This window comes from Citrobacter sp. Cu231, assembly GCF_030332265.1.
Lineage (GTDB): Bacteria > Pseudomonadota > Gammaproteobacteria > Enterobacterales > Enterobacteriaceae > Citrobacter > Citrobacter meridianamericanus.
Genome location: NZ_JAOWIE010000032.1, coordinates 536163 through 552907, shown reverse-complemented (window position 1 = coordinate 552907; position 16745 = coordinate 536163). Strand labels below are relative to the sequence as shown.

The window sequence follows — 16745 nt, the reverse complement described above, 5'->3', positions numbered from 1 at the left end:
TAAAGAATGACAATGCCAACTCATCAGTGCCCATGGCGGATGCAGGTTCATCACATCCATCAGGAAACGCCGGATGTATGGACAATTTCGTTGCTGTGCCACGACTATTATCCGTACCGCGCCGGGCAGTATGCACTGGTCAGCGTACGTAATTCAGCGGACACGCTGCGTGCTTACACTCTTTCTTCGACGCCGGGCGTTAGCGAATATATTACGCTGACTATCCGCCGGATTGACGAGGGTGCAGGTTCACAGTGGCTGACCCGCGACGTGAAGCGCGGCGACTATATCTGGCTGTCCGATGCCATGGGTGAATTCACCTGTGAAGATAAAGCAGAAGACAAGTTCCTGATGCTGGCAGCCGGCTGCGGCGTTACGCCAATCATGTCAATGCGTCGCTGGTTGGCAAAATACCGCCCGCAGGTTGATGTGCAGGTGATCTTTAACGTTCGTTCGCCGCAGGATGTCATTTTTGCTGACGAATGGCGTGAATATCCGGTGACGATAGTCGCTGAAAACAACGCCACTCACGGCTTTGTTTCTGGTCGACTGACTACCGAACTGCTGCAAAGCGTGCCAGATCTGACTTCGCGTACGGTAATGACCTGCGGCCCGGCGCCGTATATGGATCTGGTCGAAAAAGAAGTGAAAGCGCTGGGCGTGACGCGCTTCTTTAAAGAGCAGTTCTTCACCCCAGTGGCAGAAGCTGCCACCAGTGGTCTGAAGTTCACCAAACTGCAGCCGGCGAAAGCGTTTTACGCGCCGGTGGGTAGCACGCTGCTGGAAGCACTGGAAAGCAATAAAGTCCCGGTTGTCGCTGCCTGTCGTGCGGGCGTTTGCGGCTGCTGCAAAACCAAAGTGGTTGACGGTAACTACACGGTCAGCAGCACCATGACGCTGACCGACGCGGAAATCGCTGAAGGGTATGTGCTGGCCTGCTCCTGTCATCCGCAGGGTGATTTAGTGCTGGCGTAATTCGCTGACCTCTGATGTACAAAAGGCTGCCAGGCTCAACCGGGTAGCCTTTTTTTTATGCTGACAGGCGCTGCAAAATTCCGATTTTTCCCCCGCTTCGACAAAATTTTTCCTTCATCCCACAATTTATCGACCACACTTACTCTGCACTGATTAAGCAATATTCCCGACTACCACGTCGAACTTTCTACAAGGACCCCCATGAAAAAAGTGGCCATCGTCGGCGTCGGTCCCACCGGAATCTATACGCTTCATGCCCTGGTGGAACGTGGTGAACCGCTGGAAATAGAGCTTTATGAGCAAGCTGAGGAAGCAGGCGTCGGCATGCCTTACAACAGCGACAACAACGCAGACTTCATGCTGGCAAATATAGCCAGCATTGAGATCCCACCGATTTATATCAGTTATCTGACGTGGCTACAGAATCAAAGTGATGACTATCTGGCGCAGTTTAGGATTGAACGGACGTCTCTGCATGAACGGCAATTTTTACCCCGCGTGATCCTCGGTGACTATTATCGCGATCGTTTATTCGCTATCGTCGAGAAAGCGCGAGGCTCAGGCTTCACGATTAGCATAAACGAATCAAGCGAAGTCACCGACCTGCGCGCAAACCCGAATGGCGTCTCGCTGTGGATCAATCATGCTTCACAGCCAGTCGAGGTGGATTTCGCCGCCATTGCCACCGGTCATCTGTGGCCTGAAACGGATGTACAGACGCGGAAGTTTTTCCCCTGTCCGTGGACCGGTCTGATGGATGTACAGATTAGCGCTTGCCGGGTGGGAATTCTTGGCACCTCGCTCAGCGCGATTGACGCGGCGATGGCCGTGGCCTGCCAACACGGAGCCTTCACTACCGGGGCTGATAACGCACTCCAGTTTATCTGTAAATCCGACAGCCAAAGCCTGAAGCTGACCCTGATGTCGCGCAGCGGCGTGCTGCCTGAAGCGGATTTTTACTGCCCTCTGCCCTATGAATCGTTGAATATCGCAACGCCAGAAGCAATTGAAGACGCCATTGCCCGTGGGCAAAAAGGATTACTGGACCGTATTTTCCGGATTATTGCGCAACAATTACAAGATGCCGCTCCACAGTGGAGTCGAGAGATAGCACTTGAGGAACTTAATGCCGATACATTCCCAGAGGCCTACTTTGCCGACAGGCTCGAGCACGATCCTTTTGAATGGGCGAAGCGCAACCTGATTGAAGTTGAACGCAACAAACAGGAACAGCGCACCGTTGCGTGGCGCTATACCCTGCTACGACTACACGAGGTTATCGAAGAGATCGTCCCACATCTTGATCCGCCTGATGAAAAACGCTTTAAGCGAGGACTGGCGCGCGTATTTATTGATAACTATGCGGCAATCCCTTCTGAATCAGTACGCCGACTGCTGGCGCTCCACGACGCCGGACTGATTGAGATCCTCACACTTGGTGCGGATTATGAGCGCACGAATGAACAGGAAATGACGGTAATTTATCACCACGGCCGACGCAGCGAATTTGATGTGTTTATTGACGCCCGAGGGCAGCGGGCATTGCAGAGCAAAGATATCCCTTTCCCAACGTTACGCGCTCAGTTGCTGGCCTGTGGCGATAAGATCCCGGATATCGGTGAAGATTACACGCTGCAAGCGCCAGAAAATGCCCGCAACCGCCTTGCCTTTGGCGGGTTGCCGTGGTTAATGCACGATCGTCCCTTTATTCAGGGTCTGGTGGTTAGCGCTGAGATAGGCGCCGCGATGGCAAAGGCACTGACGCAACGTGCGCAAAGGCGTCGGCACAATCTGTGGGACACTGGCGAGCTGGATGAGTAAATGGATTTAATGGCGAGGCGGGCAAAATGTTAACGCGTTGCTGCCTCAGTATTGACGCTCAGATAGCAAACTACCGCCAGGTCGAATTCCCGGCAATGGAAAAAAGCCCGGGAAACCTTTCGCTATCAGCATGCCGCTGATGCCATCAATACCCGCGAACAGTTTATGCAGCCCATGAAACAGCATCAGTCCACCGACAGCAAGGCGTAACAAAAACTTGCCAAAACCCGCATGATCCCGCATCCAGTTAACTGTATTTAATAGTTTTATAACCATTTGAATTTATTACTTGTTTCACTATGTGCAATTAACAAACTACAGTTAATACAGATTAAATGAAACCTGCCGGAAATAAGGGGTAATGAGAAGCATAACGATTATCTTCATCTAAACTTGTAACCGGTATCACATCAGAGGAGAAGGAAAACCATGAAACAAACGGTTGCCGCTTTTATTGCTAAAACACTCGAACAAGCTGGCGTAAAACGCATTTGGGGTGTAACGGGTGACTCACTCAATGGCCTTAGTGACAGCCTTAATCGTATGGGAACAATTGACTGGATGCCAACCCGTCATGAAGAGGTTGCGGCCTTCGCCGCGGGCGCTGAAGCACAGTTATCAGGCGAGCTGGCTGTCTGCGCAGGCTCGTGTGGACCCGGAAACTTGCACCTGATCAACGGCCTGTTTGATTGCCACCGCAACCACGTCCCGGTGCTGGCGATTGCCGCGCATATTCCATCCAGTGAAATAGGCAGCGGTTATTTTCAGGAGACCCACCCGCAAGAGTTGTTCCGTGAATGTAGCCACTATTGCGAGCTGGTGTCCAGCCCTGAGCAGATCCCCCAGGTGTTAGCTATAGCTATGCGTAAAGCGGTGCTCAACCGTGGCGTCTCCGTGGTGGTATTACCCGGCGACGTGGCGCTGAAGCCCGCCCCTGAAAGCGCCACCACGCACTGGTACCATGCGCCGCTCCCGGTAGTCACCCCGGAAGAGGAAGAGCTGAGAAAACTGGCGCAACTGCTGCGCTACTCCAGCAACATCGCCCTGATGTGCGGCAGCGGCTGCGCCGGTGCGCATAAAGAGTTGGTTGAGTTTGCGGCTAAGATCAAAGCCCCGATCGTGCACGCTCTGCGCGGGAAAGAGCATGTTGAGTACGACAACCCTTACGACGTGGGTATGACCGGGTTAATTGGCTTTTCATCCGGCTTCCATACCATGATGAATGCCGACACGCTGATTTTGCTCGGCACCCAGTTCCCCTATCGCCCGTTCTATCCCACCGACGCCAAGATTATTCAGATTGATATCAACCCTGCAAGCATTGGTGCGCACAGTAAAGTTGATATGGCGCTGGTAGGCGATATTAAATCCACCCTCCGCGCCCTGCTGCCTTTGGTGGAAGAAAAAACCGAGCGGCAGTTCCTGGATAAAGCGCTGGAACATTATCGCGAAGCACGCAAAGGGCTGGATGATTTAGCCAAACCCAGTGATAAAGCCATTCATCCGCAATATTTGGCACAACAAATCAGCCACTTCGCCGCTGACGACGCCATCTTCACTTGCGACGTGGGCACACCAACGGTTTGGGCGGCGCGCTATCTGAAAATGAACGGCAAACGCCGCCTGATCGGCTCCTTTAACCACGGGTCGATGGCCAATGCCATGCCGCAGGCACTCGGCGCACAAGCGACTGAACCGGGACGTCAGGTCATCGCCATGTGTGGTGACGGCGGCTTTAGCATGCTGATGGGCGATTTTCTGTCGGTGGTACAAATGAAATTGCCGGTGAAAATTATTGTCTTCAACAACAGCGTGCTGGGATTTGTAGCGATGGAGATGAAGGCTGGTGGTTATCTGACCGACGGCACCGAACTGCACGACACGAATTTCGCGCGGATTGCCGAGGCCTGTGGTATCACGGGCATTCGCGTGGAGAAATCTTCAGAGGTTGATGAGGCGCTGCAAAGGGCGATGTCAATTGACGGTCCGGTGCTGGTCGATGTGGTGGTGGCGAAAGAAGAGCTGGCGATCCCGCCGCAGATCAAGCTCGAACAAGCCAAAGGTTTTAGCCTGTATATGCTGCGCGCAATCATCAGCGGACGCGGTGATGAAGTGATCGAACTGGCGAAAACTAACTGGCTCAGGTAAAACATCCTTATTAAACCACACACAAAATCATTCATGATGCATCAAGGCGGCAAGCCCGAAAATCCCCAGGAGCATAGGAATACTATGTGACTGGGGTTTGAGGGTGCGGCCAACGGCGAGGCAGCTTGAAGGATGAAGTGTAATAAGGAGATACCATGATTGATTTACGCAGTGATACTGTCACCCGACCCAGTCGCGCCATGCTCGAAGAGATGATGGCCGCCCCGGTCGGGGACGACGTCTACGGTGATGACCCTACCGTCAATGCCCTCCAGCAATACGCAGCCGAGCTTTCTGGTAAAGAAGCCGCAATTTTCTTACCTACCGGCACTCAGGCGAACCTGGTGGCCCTGCTCAGCCATTGTCAGCGCGGCGAAGAGTATATCGCCGGTCAGGGCGCGCATAACTATCTCTACGAAGCGGGTGGCGCAGCGGTGCTCGGCAGCATTCAACCGCAACCCATCGATGCCGCGCCGGATGGCTCCCTGCCGCTGGACAAAGTGGCAGCAAAAATCAAAGCAGACGATATCCATTTTGCCCGCACCCGTCTGCTCAGTCTGGAAAACACACATAACGGCAAAGTGCTGCCGCGTGAGTATCTGAAAGAGGCCTGGGAATTCACCCGGGAGCGCAACCTTGCCCTGCACGTCGACGGCGCGCGTATTTTTAACGCCATCGTCGCCTATGGCTGTGAGCTTAAAGATGTCACACAATACTGCGACTCGTTCACCATTTGTCTTTCCAAAGGTCTGGGAACGCCGGTAGGCTCGCTGCTGGTCGGCAGCCACGAGTACATCAAGCGTGCCATTCGCTGGCGAAAAATGACCGGCGGCGGAATGCGCCAGGCTGGTATTCTGGCGGCGGCCGGGCTGTATGCGTTGAAAAATAACGTGGCGCGTTTGCAGGAAGACCATGACAACGCTGCCTGGATGGCTGAACAGCTGCGCGAAGCAGGTGCGGACGTCATGCGCCACGACACCAACATGCTGTTTGTTCGCGTTGGCGAAGAGCACGCTGCCGCGCTGGGCGAATACATGAAAGCACAAGGCGTGCTGATTAACGCCTCGCCGATTGTGCGCCTGGTGATGCATCTGGACGTATCGCGTGAACAACTTGCTGAAGTCGTCGCCCACTGGCGCGCTTTTTTAACCCAATAAGGAGATGGGCGTGCCGCAACGGATTTTGGTTCTTGGCGCCAGTGGCTACATTGGTCAGCATTTGGTACAGGCGCTCAGTCAGCAAGGGCATCAGGTGTTGGCTGCGGCACGTCGCATTGAACGACTGGAAAAGCAGCAACTGGCCAACGTCAGTTGCCATAAGGTCGATTTGAATTGGCCAGATAACCTCCCCCCGCTGCTGGCGGGTGTTGATACGGTTTATTACCTGGTCCATGGCATGGGTGAAGGCGGTGATTTTATCGCCCACGAACGTCAGGTGGCGATGAACGTCCGCGATGCACTGCGTAATACACCAATCAAACAGCTTATTTTCCTGAGCTCATTACAGGCTCCCCGGCATGAACAATCCGATCATCTGCGTGCGCGACAGATAACCGCAGATACTCTGCGTGAATCAGGCGTGCCAATGACGGAATTGCGTGCGGGCATTATCGTGGGGGCAGGTTCTGCTGCCTTTGAAGTGATGCGCGACATGGTCTACAATCTGCCGGTTCTCACTCCTCCACGTTGGGTGCGTTCGCGAACAACACCTATCGCGCTGGAGAATTTGATGTATTACCTGGTGGCGCTGTTGGATCATCCCACACAACATAACCGCGTACTCGAAGCCGCCGGACCGCAGGTGTTGAGCTATCAGGAACAGTTCGAACATTTTATGGCGGTCAGCGGAAAACATCGCCTGCTGATCCCCATTCCCTTTCCTACCCGCTGGATTTCGGTTTGGTTTTTAAACGTCATTACGTCGGTGCCGCCGACCACGGCAAAAGCACTGATCCAGGGCTTAAAACACGACCTGTTGGCCGATGACACCGAATTACGTGCGTTGATCCCGCAAAAGCTGATTGCCTTTGATGACGCAGTGCGCAGCACGTTGAAGGAAGAGGAAAAGCTGGTCAACTCCAGCGACTGGGGTTACGACGCGCAGGCGTTTGCCCGCTGGCGTCCTGAATATGGCTATTTCGCCAAACAGGCTGGCTTTAGCGTCGAAACCTCCGCCAGCAAAAAAGCGCTGTGGCAGGTCGTGAATCGACTTGGCGGCAAAGAAGGCTACTTCTTTGGCAATATTTTATGGAAAACGCGTGCGGCGTTAGATCTGTTGGTCGGCCATAAGCTCGCTAAAGGCCGACCGCAACACCCGCTGTTACAAGTTGGCGATACTGTCGATAGCTGGAAAGTTATCATTGTTGAACCCGAGAAACAGCTGACGCTGCTGTTTGGAATGAAAGCGCCAGGTTTGGGTCGCCTGAGCTTCACGCTGGAAGATAAAGGCGATCACCGACGCATTGATGTACGCGCCTGGTGGCATCCACACGGCATGCCAGGTCTCTTCTACTGGTTGTTGATGATTCCAGCCCATCTGTTTATTTTCAGAGGTATGGCGAAGCGTATTGCCAAACTTGCAGAACAAATCACAGACTAATGCGAAAAAGAGACTGTATTCTTTCATGTTTCCCATTGCATACAGACGTAATTCACGGAAGAATGCGCACGACGTTTTTTAAACACAGTGGATTGATATGAAGGTACTGGTTACCGGAGCCACCAGCGGCTTAGGCCGAAACGCGGTTGAGTTCTTATGTAGCAGAGGCGTCAGCGTCAGAGCGACCGGTCGCAACGAAGCGATGGGCAAGCTGCTGGAGAAAATGGGCGCAGAATTTGTGCATGCCGATTTGACCGAGCTGGTTTCCTCGCAGGCAAAAGTGATGCTTGCCGGCATTGACACGCTGTGGCACTGCTCCAGTTTTACCTCACCGTGGGGAACTCAGGAAGCCTTCGATCTGGCCAACGTCCGCGCAACTCGCCGGCTGGGCGAGTGGGCAGTGGCCTGGGGCGTTCGTAACTTCATTCATATCTCCTCGCCGTCGCTCTATTTTGATTATCACCACCATCGCGATATCAAAGAGGACTTTCGTCCCCACCGCTTCGCCAATGAATTTGCCCGCAGCAAAGCGGCTGGCGAAGACGTGATCGCGTTGCTGGCACAGGCCAACCCGCAGACCCGTTTTACGGTATTGCGTCCGCAAAGTCTGTTCGGACCTCACGATAAAGTATTCATTCCCCGTCTGGCCCATATGATGTACCACTATGGCAGCATCCTGTTGCCGCACGGCGGAAGTGCACTGGTGGATATGACCTACTACGAAAATGCGGTGCACGCGATGTGGCTGGCAAGTCAGCAAGCCTGCGATAAGCTGCCGTCAGGTCGCGCGTACAACATTACCAACGGCGAGCATCGCACTCTGCGCAGCATTGTGCAGAAGCTCATCGACGAGCTGAATATTGATTGTCGGATCCGCTCCGTTCCCTACCCGATGCTGGACATGATTGCCCGCAGCATGGAGCGTTTAGGCAATAAATCGGCAAAAGAGCCAAAACTGACGCATTACGGCGTCTCGAAGCTAAATTTTGATTTTACCCTGGATACTACCCGCGCTCAGGAAGAGTTGGGTTATCAGCCCATTGTGACGCTGGATGCAGGAATTGAACGTACCGCGGCCTGGTTACGTGACCACGGTAAGCTGCCGCGTTAGCCCTGCCCGTATTTCTCCAGTAACGCTTCGGCAATCGCCTGAGTTTCTGCATCCGCCACGCCGTTCCACAACGTCGGGCGGAAGTGCATCTGGAAGGCCATAATCACCCGCTGCTGTTCACGCGGCGTCATATCAGATTTTATCTCATAGCCGTAACGCGACAGCAGATCGAGCAAAGATTCGGTTGCTACCGGCGTGTGAGGCGCTCGCCCGGCAAGATAAAATGCCACACGCTGAGGGTCCGGCCACGCGCCAATGCCCTGTTCGGCCAGCACTTTCCATGGGAAAAGCGGTCCGGGATCGTCCTTTCGTTGCGGGGCGATGTCCGCATGGGCTACCACGTTCTGCGGTTTGATGTCGTAGCGGGCGATAATATCTTTCGCTAATGGGATCAGCGCCTGAATCTGCGCAGGCTCAAACGGCGCAAAATATTTTATCCCTGCCGATTTTTGCCAGCCGCGGTTTTCCAGCTCAATGCCAATTGAGGTATCGTTGATGCGCGTAGCGCCGCGCCAGAAGCTAATCCCCGCATGCCAGGCCAGATCTTGTTCGGGGACCAGTTGCCAGATGCGCGGTTTTCCGTGGTAGAGCGGCGGCACAGCCGGGATCAGATAGTGCGAACTGACGTTTTTATCCGTCAGCGTAGCCAGAGAAGAATCAAAATCATCCGCCGTGTAATGGATAACCAGCACTTTAATGCGCGGGTAAGCAGCCTGCGCCTGACGGCGGGTGTCTAACTGATACCCTTCTTTGTCGACAATGCCTTTTTCGCCAGCGCACCCCACCAGCAGCAGCGTAAATGCCAGTAGATACAGCAGACGCTTCATCGGCGGGTTTTCACCGCAGTGCCGCTGACGCTCACCATCAGCATACTGCCGTCTTTGCCCACGGTTTCGTAATCGATATCGATACCGACAACGGCATCAGCACCCAGCGCTTTAGCCTGTTCACCAAGCTCCTGAAAAGCAATTTCGCGCGCTTTTCGCAGCTCTTTTTCATACGCGCCGGAGCGACCGCCGACAATATCGCGGATGCCAGCAAAGAAATCGCGGAAGATATTCGCGCCTAGAATGGCTTCACCGGTAACAACACCGCAGTATTCCACGATGCTTTGCCCTTCCAGCGTAGGGGTAGTCGAAAACTGCATGTTTAATCTCCTTTTTGCGCTAAGAGCACGATCTCAAAAGCATTATCGAACCGATCCACTATCATTGAAAGGATATATTCTATCAACGTAGAACACTAATAGTAGAAAGCTAATAAGGAAATCATTATGCGCTACTCGAAACTCTCTCTGCTGGTCCCCTGTGCACTCCTTCTCAGCGCCTGTACTACCGTGACGCCGGTTTATAAAGATAACGGCGCACGTAGTGGTTCATGCGTAGAAGGTGGGCCAGACAGCGTGGCTCAACAATTCTATGATTACCGTATTCAGCATCGAAACAATGATCTTACCCCACTTCGTCCATACCTTAGTGACAACCTGGCTAAACTGCTGAACGATGCCAGTCGCGATAACGCGCATCGCGCTCTGTTTAACAGCGATCCGTTCTCCAGCCGCGCCACACTTCCGGACAGTGCCAGCGTCGCCAGCGCATCAACTATTCCGAATAGTGATGCACGCAACATCCCGCTACGCGTAGAACTTAAACAAGGCGATCAAAGCTGGCGTGATGAAGTGCTGATGATCCGTGAGGGCCAGTGCTGGGTCATTGATGATGTCCGCTATTTGGGCGGCAGCGTACACGCGCCAGCCGGGACGCTGCGCCAGTCTGTCGAAAACCGTTAATCGCCCCATTTACTCACCCAAATCATAACCCCCATTAATTGTCTGGCATTCTGCATAGAATGCCAGACAATTATTCTTGCCCGCTGGTAGCCCCGCTATTTTGTGCTATGTTTAGATAAGAATGCGGTTTGCATTTAACTTTTAACGCATAAATATTGCATAACTATTCTGTCAAAGGTAGTATCTGCGGCTTCAATAGCTATCAGACTGCCAGTATCGAGTGTCAATGAGTATTCAATTAAACGGCATTAACTGCTTCTACGGCGCACATCAGGCGCTGTTCGATATCACGCTGGATTGCCCTCAGGGTGAAACACTGGTGTTACTTGGCCCAAGTGGAGCCGGGAAAAGCTCGCTACTGCGCGTACTCAACCTGCTTGAGATGCCGCGCTCGGGCACGCTCTCTATTGCAGGTAACCGTTTCGACTTCACAAAAACCCCGTCAGATAAAGCCATTCGGGATCTGCGTCAAAACGTCGGCATGGTCTTTCAGCAATATAATCTTTGGCCGCATCTCACGGTGGTGCAGAACCTGATTGAAGCGCCCTGCCGCGTACTGGGTCTGACAAAAGAGCAAGCGATGGCGCGTGCCGAGAAACTGCTGGAACGTCTGCGCCTTAAGCCATACAGCGATCGCTATCCGCTGCATCTCTCCGGTGGTCAGCAACAGCGTGTCGCCATTGCCCGCGCGTTGATGATGGAACCGCAGGTGCTGCTGTTTGATGAGCCTACCGCAGCGCTTGATCCGGAAATTACCGCCCAAATCGTCAGCATCATTCGTGAACTGGCGGAAACCAATATTACTCAGGTGATCGTCACCCACGAAGTGGAAGTTGCTCGTAAAACGGCCAGCCGTGTGGTGTACATGGAAAACGGTCATATCGTCGAGTTTGGGGATGCGAGCTGCTTTGCCAACCCGCAAACCGAAGCGTTTAAAAACTATCTTTCTCACTAAGATTCGGGACAATACAATGAAAAAAGTTCTGATTGCCGCGCTAATCGCAAGTTTTAGCCTTTCCGCTACCGCAGCCCAAACCATTCGTTTCGCCACCGAAGCGTCTTATCCTCCGTTTGAATCGATCGATGCTAACAACAAGATCGTAGGGTTTGACGTTGATCTGGCGAATGCGCTGTGTAAAGAGATTGACGCTACCTGTACCTTCACCAATCAGGCCTTCGACAGCCTGATCCCGAGCCTGAAATTCCGCCGTTTTGACGCGGTAATGGCCGGCATGGACATCACGCCTGAACGTGAAAAACAGGTTTTGTTCACCACTCCGTATTACGACAACTCTGCGCTGTTTGTTGGCCAACAGGGTAAATACACCAGCATTGATCAGCTGAAAGGCAAAAAAGTTGGTGTTCAAAACGGTACTACGCACCAGAAATTCATCATGGATAAACATCCGGAAGTGACCACCGTGCCGTATGACAGCTACCAGAATGCCAAACTCGATCTGCAAAACGGGCGTATTGACGGCGTCTTTGGTGATACCGCTGTAGTGACTGAATGGCTGAAAGACAATCCAAAACTGGCCGCGGTTGGCGACAAAGTCACGGATAAAGATTACTTCGGCACCGGTCTGGGCATCGCTGTGCGCCAGGGCAATACCGAGCTGCAGCAGAAATTTAACGCTGCGCTGGAAAAAGTGAAAAAAGATGGGACTTACGAGACCATCTACAACAAATGGTTCCAGAAGTAATATTTGATGAATGAATTTTTTCCTTTAGCAAGCGCCGCCGGGATGACCGTCGGCCTTGCCGTTTGTGCGCTGATCATCGGCCTCGCGCTCGCCATGTTTTTTGCCGTCTGGGAGTCAGTAAAATGGCGCCCGGTGGCATGGACGGGTTCTGCCCTGGTCACCATCCTGCGCGGTCTGCCGGAAATTCTGGTGGTTCTGTTTATCTATTTCGGCTCCTCACAGCTGCTGCTGACGCTGGCCGATGGCTTTACGATCAATCTCGGTTTTGTACAAATCCCGGTGCAGATGCAGATCGAAAACTTCGACGTCAGTCCATTCCTGTGCGGTGTCATTGCACTGTCATTGCTGTATGCCGCTTACGCGTCGCAAACGCTGCGTGGCGCGCTCAAGGCCGTACCACTCGGGCAATGGGAGTCAGGTCAGGCGTTAGGTTTGTCTAAAGCTGCAATCTTCTTTCGTCTGGTGATGCCGCAGATGTGGCGTCACGCGCTGCCGGGACTGGGAAACCAGTGGCTGGTATTGCTGAAAGATACTGCGCTGGTCAGCCTTATCAGCGTCAACGATCTGATGCTGCAAACCAAGAGTATCGCCACGCGTACCCAGGAGCCATTTACCTGGTACATTGTGGCGGCGGCTATTTACCTGGTGATTACGCTGGTGAGTCAGTACATTCTCAAACGCATTGACCTGCGCGCGACACGTTTTGAGCGGAGACCGGGCTGATGCTTGAGTATTTACCTGAATTGTTAAAAGGGCTGCATACCAGTCTGACGCTGACGGTCGCCTCCATCGTAGTTGCTCTGGTGCTGGCGCTGATTTTCACTGTCATCCTGACGCTTAAGACGCCGATCGTGGTCTGGCTGGTTCGCGCCTATATCACGTTGTTTACCGGTACACCGCTGCTGGTGCAAATATTCCTGATCTACTACGGGCCAGGGCAGTTTCCGACGTTGCAGGAGTATCCGGTTCTATGGCATCTGCTCTCTGAACCGTGGCTGTGCGCTTTAATTGCCCTGTCGTTAAACAGTGCGGCCTATACCACCCAGCTGTTCTATGGCGCTATCCGTGCAATCCCGGAAGGCCAGTGGCAATCCTGCAGTGCGTTGGGGATGAGCAAGAAGGATACGCTGGCGATTCTGCTGCCGTACGCCTTTAAACGCGCCCTATCTTCGTATTCCAACGAAGTGGTGCTGGTGTTTAAAAGTACTTCACTGGCATACACCATCACGCTGATGGAAGTGATGGGCTATAGCCAGCTGCTGTACGGTCGTACTTATGACGTGATGGTTTTCGGCGCGGCTGGCGTGATTTATCTGATCGTTAACGGCTTGCTGACGCTGATGATGCGCTTAATTGAACGTAAAGCACTGGCGTTTGAACATCGTAATTAAGCGAAATAACTGCATAAACCTAAAAACACAAGACGGGCAAGTCTCACAACAGCCCGTCTTTTTTTACGCCAATAAAAATATTTAATCATTTTTATTGCATATAAATTCATTAAATGGCATTGTTAGTCCACGCCGCAGACACGGTAAATAATCATAAGATAGACAGACGGGAGTTCCACCATGAAAAAGTTAGTACTGGCTGCATTACTTGCTACTTTCGCCGCTGGCGCCTCAGCTGCTGATAAAATTAATTTCGGTGTATCAGCGACTTACCCGCCATTTGAGTCGCTGGACGCCAGCAATAAAATTGTCGGTTTTGACATCGACCTGGCAACGGCGCTGTGCAAACAAATGCAGGCTGACTGTACTTTCACCAATCACGCTTTCGACAGCCTGATTCCCGCGCTGAAATTTAAGAAATATGATGCGGTAATTTCCGGAATGGATATTACGCCTGAGCGTAGCAAGCAGGTTGCATTTACTCAGCCTTACTATGCCAACTCCGCGCTGGTGATTGCGAAAAAAGACACCTATAAAACCTTTGCCGACCTGAAAGGTAAACGCATCGGTATGGAAAACGGCACCACGCACCAGAAATACCTGCAGGACAAGCATCCTGAGGTGAAAACCGTGGCCTACGATAGCTATCAGAATGCGATTATCGACCTGAAAAATGGTCGTATTGATGGCGTATTTGGCGATACCGCCGTGGTTAACGAGTGGCTGAAAACCAATCCGCAGTTAGGCGTAGCCACTGACAAAGTGACCGACCCACAATACTTCGGAACAGGCCTTGGCATCGCGGTTCGCCCGGATAACAAAGCCCTGCTGGAAAAACTAAACAGCGCGCTGGCGGCCATCAAAGCGGACGGCACCTACCAGAAAATCAGCGATCAGTGGTTCCCCCAGTAACGTCTGTCCAATCTGAAAAGCCGCTCTCTGCGGCTTTTTTTATCTCTTTGCCTGCGCTTTCAGTCAGTTCTTACGCCATAAATGCATTCCTGGCATACACTTGTTAAAACGAAAAAAAGTGAGGCAAAAGGATGATAGCATTCCCTGCCAGTTTACTGATCCTCAATGGAAAAAGTGCTGATAATCTTCCCCTGCGTAACGCTATTACACAGTTGCGTGATGAGGGCGTGGAAATCCATGTTCGCGTTACCTGGGAAAAAGGTGACGCCCAACGCTACGTTGATGAAGCTCGTCAGTTGGGCGTTGAAACGGTGATTGCCGGCGGCGGCGACGGCACAATAAACGAAGTCTCGACGGCGCTTATCCAGTCGCAGGGCGGCAATATACCGGCGCTGGGTATTTTACCGTTGGGAACGGCAAATGACTTTGCCACCAGCGTAGGTATACCCGACGACATTGATAAGGCATTAAAGCTGGCTATCGCCGCAAATGCGACGGCGATCGATATGGTGCAGGTCAATGATAAAACCTGTTTTATCAACATGGCGACCGGCGGCTTCGGCACACGCATCACTACCGAGACACCAGAAAAACTCAAGGCTGCGTTGGGTGGCGTATCATACTTTATCCACGGATTAATGCGCATGGATACGCTCAAACCCGACGTCTGCGATATCCGTGGAGAAGATTTTCACTGGCAGGGTAAGGCGCTGGTGATTGGTATCGGTAATGGTCGTCAGGCTGGTGGTGGGCAACAGCTTTGCCCGACGGCGCTGATCAACGATGGTCTGCTGCAACTGCGCATTTTTACCGGCGAAGAACTGTTGCCAGGGCTACTTTCGGCGTTAACACAATCCGAAGACAACCCTAACATCATCGAGGGCGCATCATCATGGTTTGATATCCGCGCCCCACACGAAATTACCTTTAATCTCGATGGCGAACCGCTCAGCGGACAGGAGTTTCATATTGAAATCCTGCCCGCGGCGTTACGTTGCAGACTGCCGCCGGGTTGTCCACTGTTGCGCTAACACGACAACATCCCGGCTGGAATCAGGCGATAGTGACTTTGCTGTCCAGATAAACATCCTGCACGGCGTTAATCAGCTTAACGCCGTCGGCCATGGTTTTCTTGAATGCTTTGCGTCCAAGAATCAGCCCCATGCCGCCTGCTCGTTTGTTAATCACTGCCGTACGTACCGCATCACTGAGATCGGTTTCGCCGCCAGCCGCGCCGCCGGAGTTAATCAACCCGGCACGCCCCATATAGCAGTTCGCCAGTTGATAACGCACCAGGTCAATTGGGTTGTCGCTGGTCAGCTTACTGTAGACGCGATCGTCGGTGTAGCCAAAGTTAACCGCTTTATACCCGCCGTTGTTTTCCGCCATTTTCTGCTTAACAATATCCGCCCCAATAGTGGCCGCCAGATGGTTTGCCTGCCCGGTGAGATCGGCAGAAACATGGTAATCCACGCCGTCTTTCTTAAACGCTGAGTTACGCAGGTACGCCCACAGTACGGTGACCATCCCCAGCTCATGAGCACGCTCGAACGCGGCAGAAATCTCCTCAATCTGGCGACGGGACTCTTCTGAACCGAAATAGATGGTTGCCCCTACCGCTACCGCGCCCATATTGAACGCCTGTTCTACGCTGGCATACAGCGTCTGATCGAACGTATTAGGGTAGCTCAGCGTTTCGTTGTGGTTAATCTTCACGAGGAACGGAATGCGGTGCGCGTAGCGACGGGAAACAGAAGCCAGCACGCCATAGGTCGACGCCACACAGTTACACCCTGCTTCAATAGCCAGCTCCACAATATTCTTCGGATCAAAGTACAGCGGGTTAGCCGCAAATGATGCCCCAGCGGAGTGCTCCACGCCCTGGTCCACCGGTAGAATCGACAGATAACCTGTCCCGGCCAGTCGCCCCGTGTTATACAGCGTCTGCATATTACGCAGCACGGCTGGCGGACGGTTGTTATCCACCATCACGCGATCGACGTAATCATGTCCGGGCAGGTAAAGTTGGTCAGAAGGAATGGTCATACAACGATGCTGTAAAAGGTTGTCGGCGTCTTTGCCAAGCAACTGCGCAATATCAGTCATAGCTATGCTCCCGTAATTTCCGATTTGAAACCGGAATGTGGATTGTCCTGACCCGCTTTGTTGCGGGCAGCAATAAGCCTGGTACCGACTGCCCTTTTTTTCCATCTTTAGCGCACATTTCAGCAACTTCTGCTGGCTCGATTCAGGAGGAAATAATGTTAAGGCGGTCAAATTTAGACCACAAAGGTATT

The 16745-nt window shown here is 52.8% G+C and carries 16 protein-coding genes and 1 pseudogene; 13 read left to right on the top strand and 4 right to left on the bottom strand.

Annotated elements, in window-relative coordinates:
- The first annotated feature begins 6 nt into the window (after nucleotides 1-6).
- Nucleotides 7-975, top strand: coding sequence for an NADH oxidoreductase (gene hcr / locus OGY15_RS09105; RefSeq protein ID WP_187253383.1), 969 nt, complete (start codon nucleotides 7-9; stop codon nucleotides 973-975).
- A 201-nt stretch (nucleotides 976-1176) separates the two neighbouring features.
- Nucleotides 1177-2796, top strand: coding sequence for an FAD-NAD(P)-binding protein (locus OGY15_RS09100; protein ID WP_286538952.1), 1620 nt, complete (start codon nucleotides 1177-1179; stop codon nucleotides 2794-2796).
- 102 nt (nucleotides 2797-2898) lie between these two features.
- Here the strand turns inward: OGY15_RS09100 and OGY15_RS09095 are convergent.
- A pseudogene (locus tag OGY15_RS09095) lies at nucleotides 2899-3072 on the bottom strand (DoxX family membrane protein); the annotation flags it as partial.
- Between the two features lie 153 nt (nucleotides 3073-3225).
- On the opposite strand from OGY15_RS09095, the gene poxB reads away from it, so the two are divergent.
- From poxB to OGY15_RS09075, 4 genes are all read left to right on the top strand, one after another.
- Nucleotides 3226-4944, top strand: coding sequence for a ubiquinone-dependent pyruvate dehydrogenase (gene poxB, locus OGY15_RS09090; RefSeq protein WP_151219788.1), 1719 nt, complete (start codon nucleotides 3226-3228; stop codon nucleotides 4942-4944).
- A gap of 155 nt (nucleotides 4945-5099) precedes the next feature.
- The gene (gene ltaE, locus OGY15_RS09085) at nucleotides 5100-6101 is read left to right on the top strand and encodes a low-specificity L-threonine aldolase (RefSeq protein WP_016150626.1); all 1002 of its coding nucleotides are present in this window, start codon (nucleotides 5100-5102) and stop codon (nucleotides 6099-6101) included.
- A 10-nt stretch (nucleotides 6102-6111) separates the two neighbouring features.
- Nucleotides 6112-7542: an SDR family oxidoreductase gene (locus OGY15_RS09080; RefSeq protein WP_151219789.1), complete on the top strand. Its 1431-nt coding sequence runs from the start codon at nucleotides 6112-6114 to the stop codon at nucleotides 7540-7542.
- 97 nt (nucleotides 7543-7639) lie between these two features.
- Nucleotides 7640-8653, top strand: a complete 1014-nt coding sequence (locus OGY15_RS09075) for a 3-beta-hydroxysteroid dehydrogenase (protein ID WP_115643591.1) — start codon at nucleotides 7640-7642, stop codon at nucleotides 8651-8653.
- Here the strand turns inward: OGY15_RS09075 and OGY15_RS09070 are convergent.
- On the bottom strand, nucleotides 8650-9480 hold the full coding sequence (locus OGY15_RS09070) for an N-acetylmuramoyl-L-alanine amidase (RefSeq protein ID WP_187253388.1): 831 nt from the start codon (nucleotides 9478-9480) through the stop codon (nucleotides 8650-8652). The genes OGY15_RS09075 and OGY15_RS09070 overlap by 4 nt on opposite strands.
- The gene (locus tag OGY15_RS09065) at nucleotides 9477-9800 is read right to left on the bottom strand and encodes a heavy metal-binding domain-containing protein (RefSeq protein ID WP_001160725.1); all 324 of its coding nucleotides are present in this window, start codon (nucleotides 9798-9800) and stop codon (nucleotides 9477-9479) included. The genes OGY15_RS09070 and OGY15_RS09065 overlap by 4 nt, the downstream gene beginning before the upstream one ends.
- 126 nt (nucleotides 9801-9926) lie before the next feature.
- Here OGY15_RS09065 and OGY15_RS09060 point away from each other — a divergent pair, with 126 nt between their 5' ends.
- The 7 genes from OGY15_RS09060 to yegS all read left to right on the top strand — a co-directional run bounded on the left by OGY15_RS09060 (nucleotide 9927) and on the right by yegS (nucleotide 15479).
- Nucleotides 9927-10442 (top strand): lipoprotein, encoded by a 516-nt coding sequence (locus OGY15_RS09060; protein ID WP_151219791.1) that lies wholly within the window; start codon nucleotides 9927-9929, stop codon nucleotides 10440-10442.
- Nucleotides 10443-10668: 226 nt separating this feature from the next.
- Nucleotides 10669-11397 (top strand): arginine ABC transporter ATP-binding protein ArtP, encoded by a 729-nt coding sequence (gene artP / locus OGY15_RS09055; RefSeq protein WP_003027295.1) that lies wholly within the window; start codon nucleotides 10669-10671, stop codon nucleotides 11395-11397.
- Between the two features lie 16 nt (nucleotides 11398-11413).
- Nucleotides 11414-12145, top strand: coding sequence for an arginine ABC transporter substrate-binding protein ArtI (artI, locus tag OGY15_RS09050; protein WP_187253389.1), 732 nt, complete (start codon nucleotides 11414-11416; stop codon nucleotides 12143-12145).
- A 6-nt stretch (nucleotides 12146-12151) separates the two neighbouring features.
- Nucleotides 12152-12868 carry an arginine ABC transporter permease ArtQ gene (gene artQ / locus OGY15_RS09045; RefSeq protein WP_016153668.1) on the top strand — a complete coding sequence of 239 codons (717 nt, stop codon included), beginning with the start codon at nucleotides 12152-12154 and terminating at the stop codon, nucleotides 12866-12868.
- Nucleotides 12868-13536 (top strand): arginine ABC transporter permease ArtM, encoded by a 669-nt coding sequence (gene artM, locus OGY15_RS09040; protein WP_151219792.1) that lies wholly within the window; start codon nucleotides 12868-12870, stop codon nucleotides 13534-13536. The genes artQ and artM overlap by 1 nt, the downstream gene beginning before the upstream one ends.
- Nucleotides 13537-13716: 180 nt before the next feature.
- On the top strand, nucleotides 13717-14448 hold the full coding sequence (gene artJ / locus OGY15_RS09035) for an arginine ABC transporter substrate-binding protein ArtJ (RefSeq protein WP_151219793.1): 732 nt from the start codon (nucleotides 13717-13719) through the stop codon (nucleotides 14446-14448).
- Nucleotides 14449-14579: 131 nt separating this feature from the next.
- The gene (yegS, locus tag OGY15_RS09030) at nucleotides 14580-15479 is read left to right on the top strand and encodes a lipid kinase YegS (protein WP_151219794.1); all 900 of its coding nucleotides are present in this window, start codon (nucleotides 14580-14582) and stop codon (nucleotides 15477-15479) included.
- A gap of 22 nt (nucleotides 15480-15501) precedes the next feature.
- Here the strand turns inward: yegS and fbaB are convergent, their stop codons facing one another.
- Nucleotides 15502-16554, bottom strand: coding sequence for a class I fructose-bisphosphate aldolase (gene fbaB / locus OGY15_RS09025; protein ID WP_016153672.1), 1053 nt, complete (start codon nucleotides 16552-16554; stop codon nucleotides 15502-15504).
- Between the last annotated feature and the right edge of the window lie 191 nt (nucleotides 16555-16745).

Excerpts from the sequence above, each read along its gene's own strand:
- hcr (WP_187253383.1), top strand. The coding sequence starts at position 7 with ATGACAATGCCAACTCATCAGTGCCCATGGCGGATGCAGGTTCATCAC.
- OGY15_RS09100 (WP_286538952.1), top strand. The coding sequence starts at position 1,177 with ATGAAAAAAGTGGCCATCGTCGGCGTCGGTCCCACCGGAATCTATACG.
- poxB (WP_151219788.1), top strand. The coding sequence starts at position 3,226 with ATGAAACAAACGGTTGCCGCTTTTATTGCTAAAACACTCGAACAAGCT.
- ltaE (WP_016150626.1), top strand. The coding sequence starts at position 5,100 with ATGATTGATTTACGCAGTGATACTGTCACCCGACCCAGTCGCGCCATG.
- OGY15_RS09075 (WP_115643591.1), top strand. The coding sequence starts at position 7,640 with ATGAAGGTACTGGTTACCGGAGCCACCAGCGGCTTAGGCCGAAACGCG.
- OGY15_RS09070 (WP_187253388.1), bottom strand. The coding sequence starts at position 9,480 with ATGAAGCGTCTGCTGTATCTACTGGCATTTACGCTGCTGCTGGTGGGG.
- OGY15_RS09065 (WP_001160725.1), bottom strand. The coding sequence starts at position 9,800 with ATGCAGTTTTCGACTACCCCTACGCTGGAAGGGCAAAGCATCGTGGAA.
- OGY15_RS09060 (WP_151219791.1), top strand. The coding sequence starts at position 9,927 with ATGCGCTACTCGAAACTCTCTCTGCTGGTCCCCTGTGCACTCCTTCTC.
- artP (WP_003027295.1), top strand. The coding sequence starts at position 10,669 with ATGAGTATTCAATTAAACGGCATTAACTGCTTCTACGGCGCACATCAG.
- artI (WP_187253389.1), top strand. The coding sequence starts at position 11,414 with ATGAAAAAAGTTCTGATTGCCGCGCTAATCGCAAGTTTTAGCCTTTCC.
- artQ (WP_016153668.1), top strand. The coding sequence starts at position 12,152 with ATGAATGAATTTTTTCCTTTAGCAAGCGCCGCCGGGATGACCGTCGGC.
- artM (WP_151219792.1), top strand. The coding sequence starts at position 12,868 with ATGCTTGAGTATTTACCTGAATTGTTAAAAGGGCTGCATACCAGTCTG.
- artJ (WP_151219793.1), top strand. The coding sequence starts at position 13,717 with ATGAAAAAGTTAGTACTGGCTGCATTACTTGCTACTTTCGCCGCTGGC.
- yegS (WP_151219794.1), top strand. The coding sequence starts at position 14,580 with ATGATAGCATTCCCTGCCAGTTTACTGATCCTCAATGGAAAAAGTGCT.
- fbaB (WP_016153672.1), bottom strand. The coding sequence starts at position 16,554 with ATGACTGATATTGCGCAGTTGCTTGGCAAAGACGCCGACAACCTTTTA.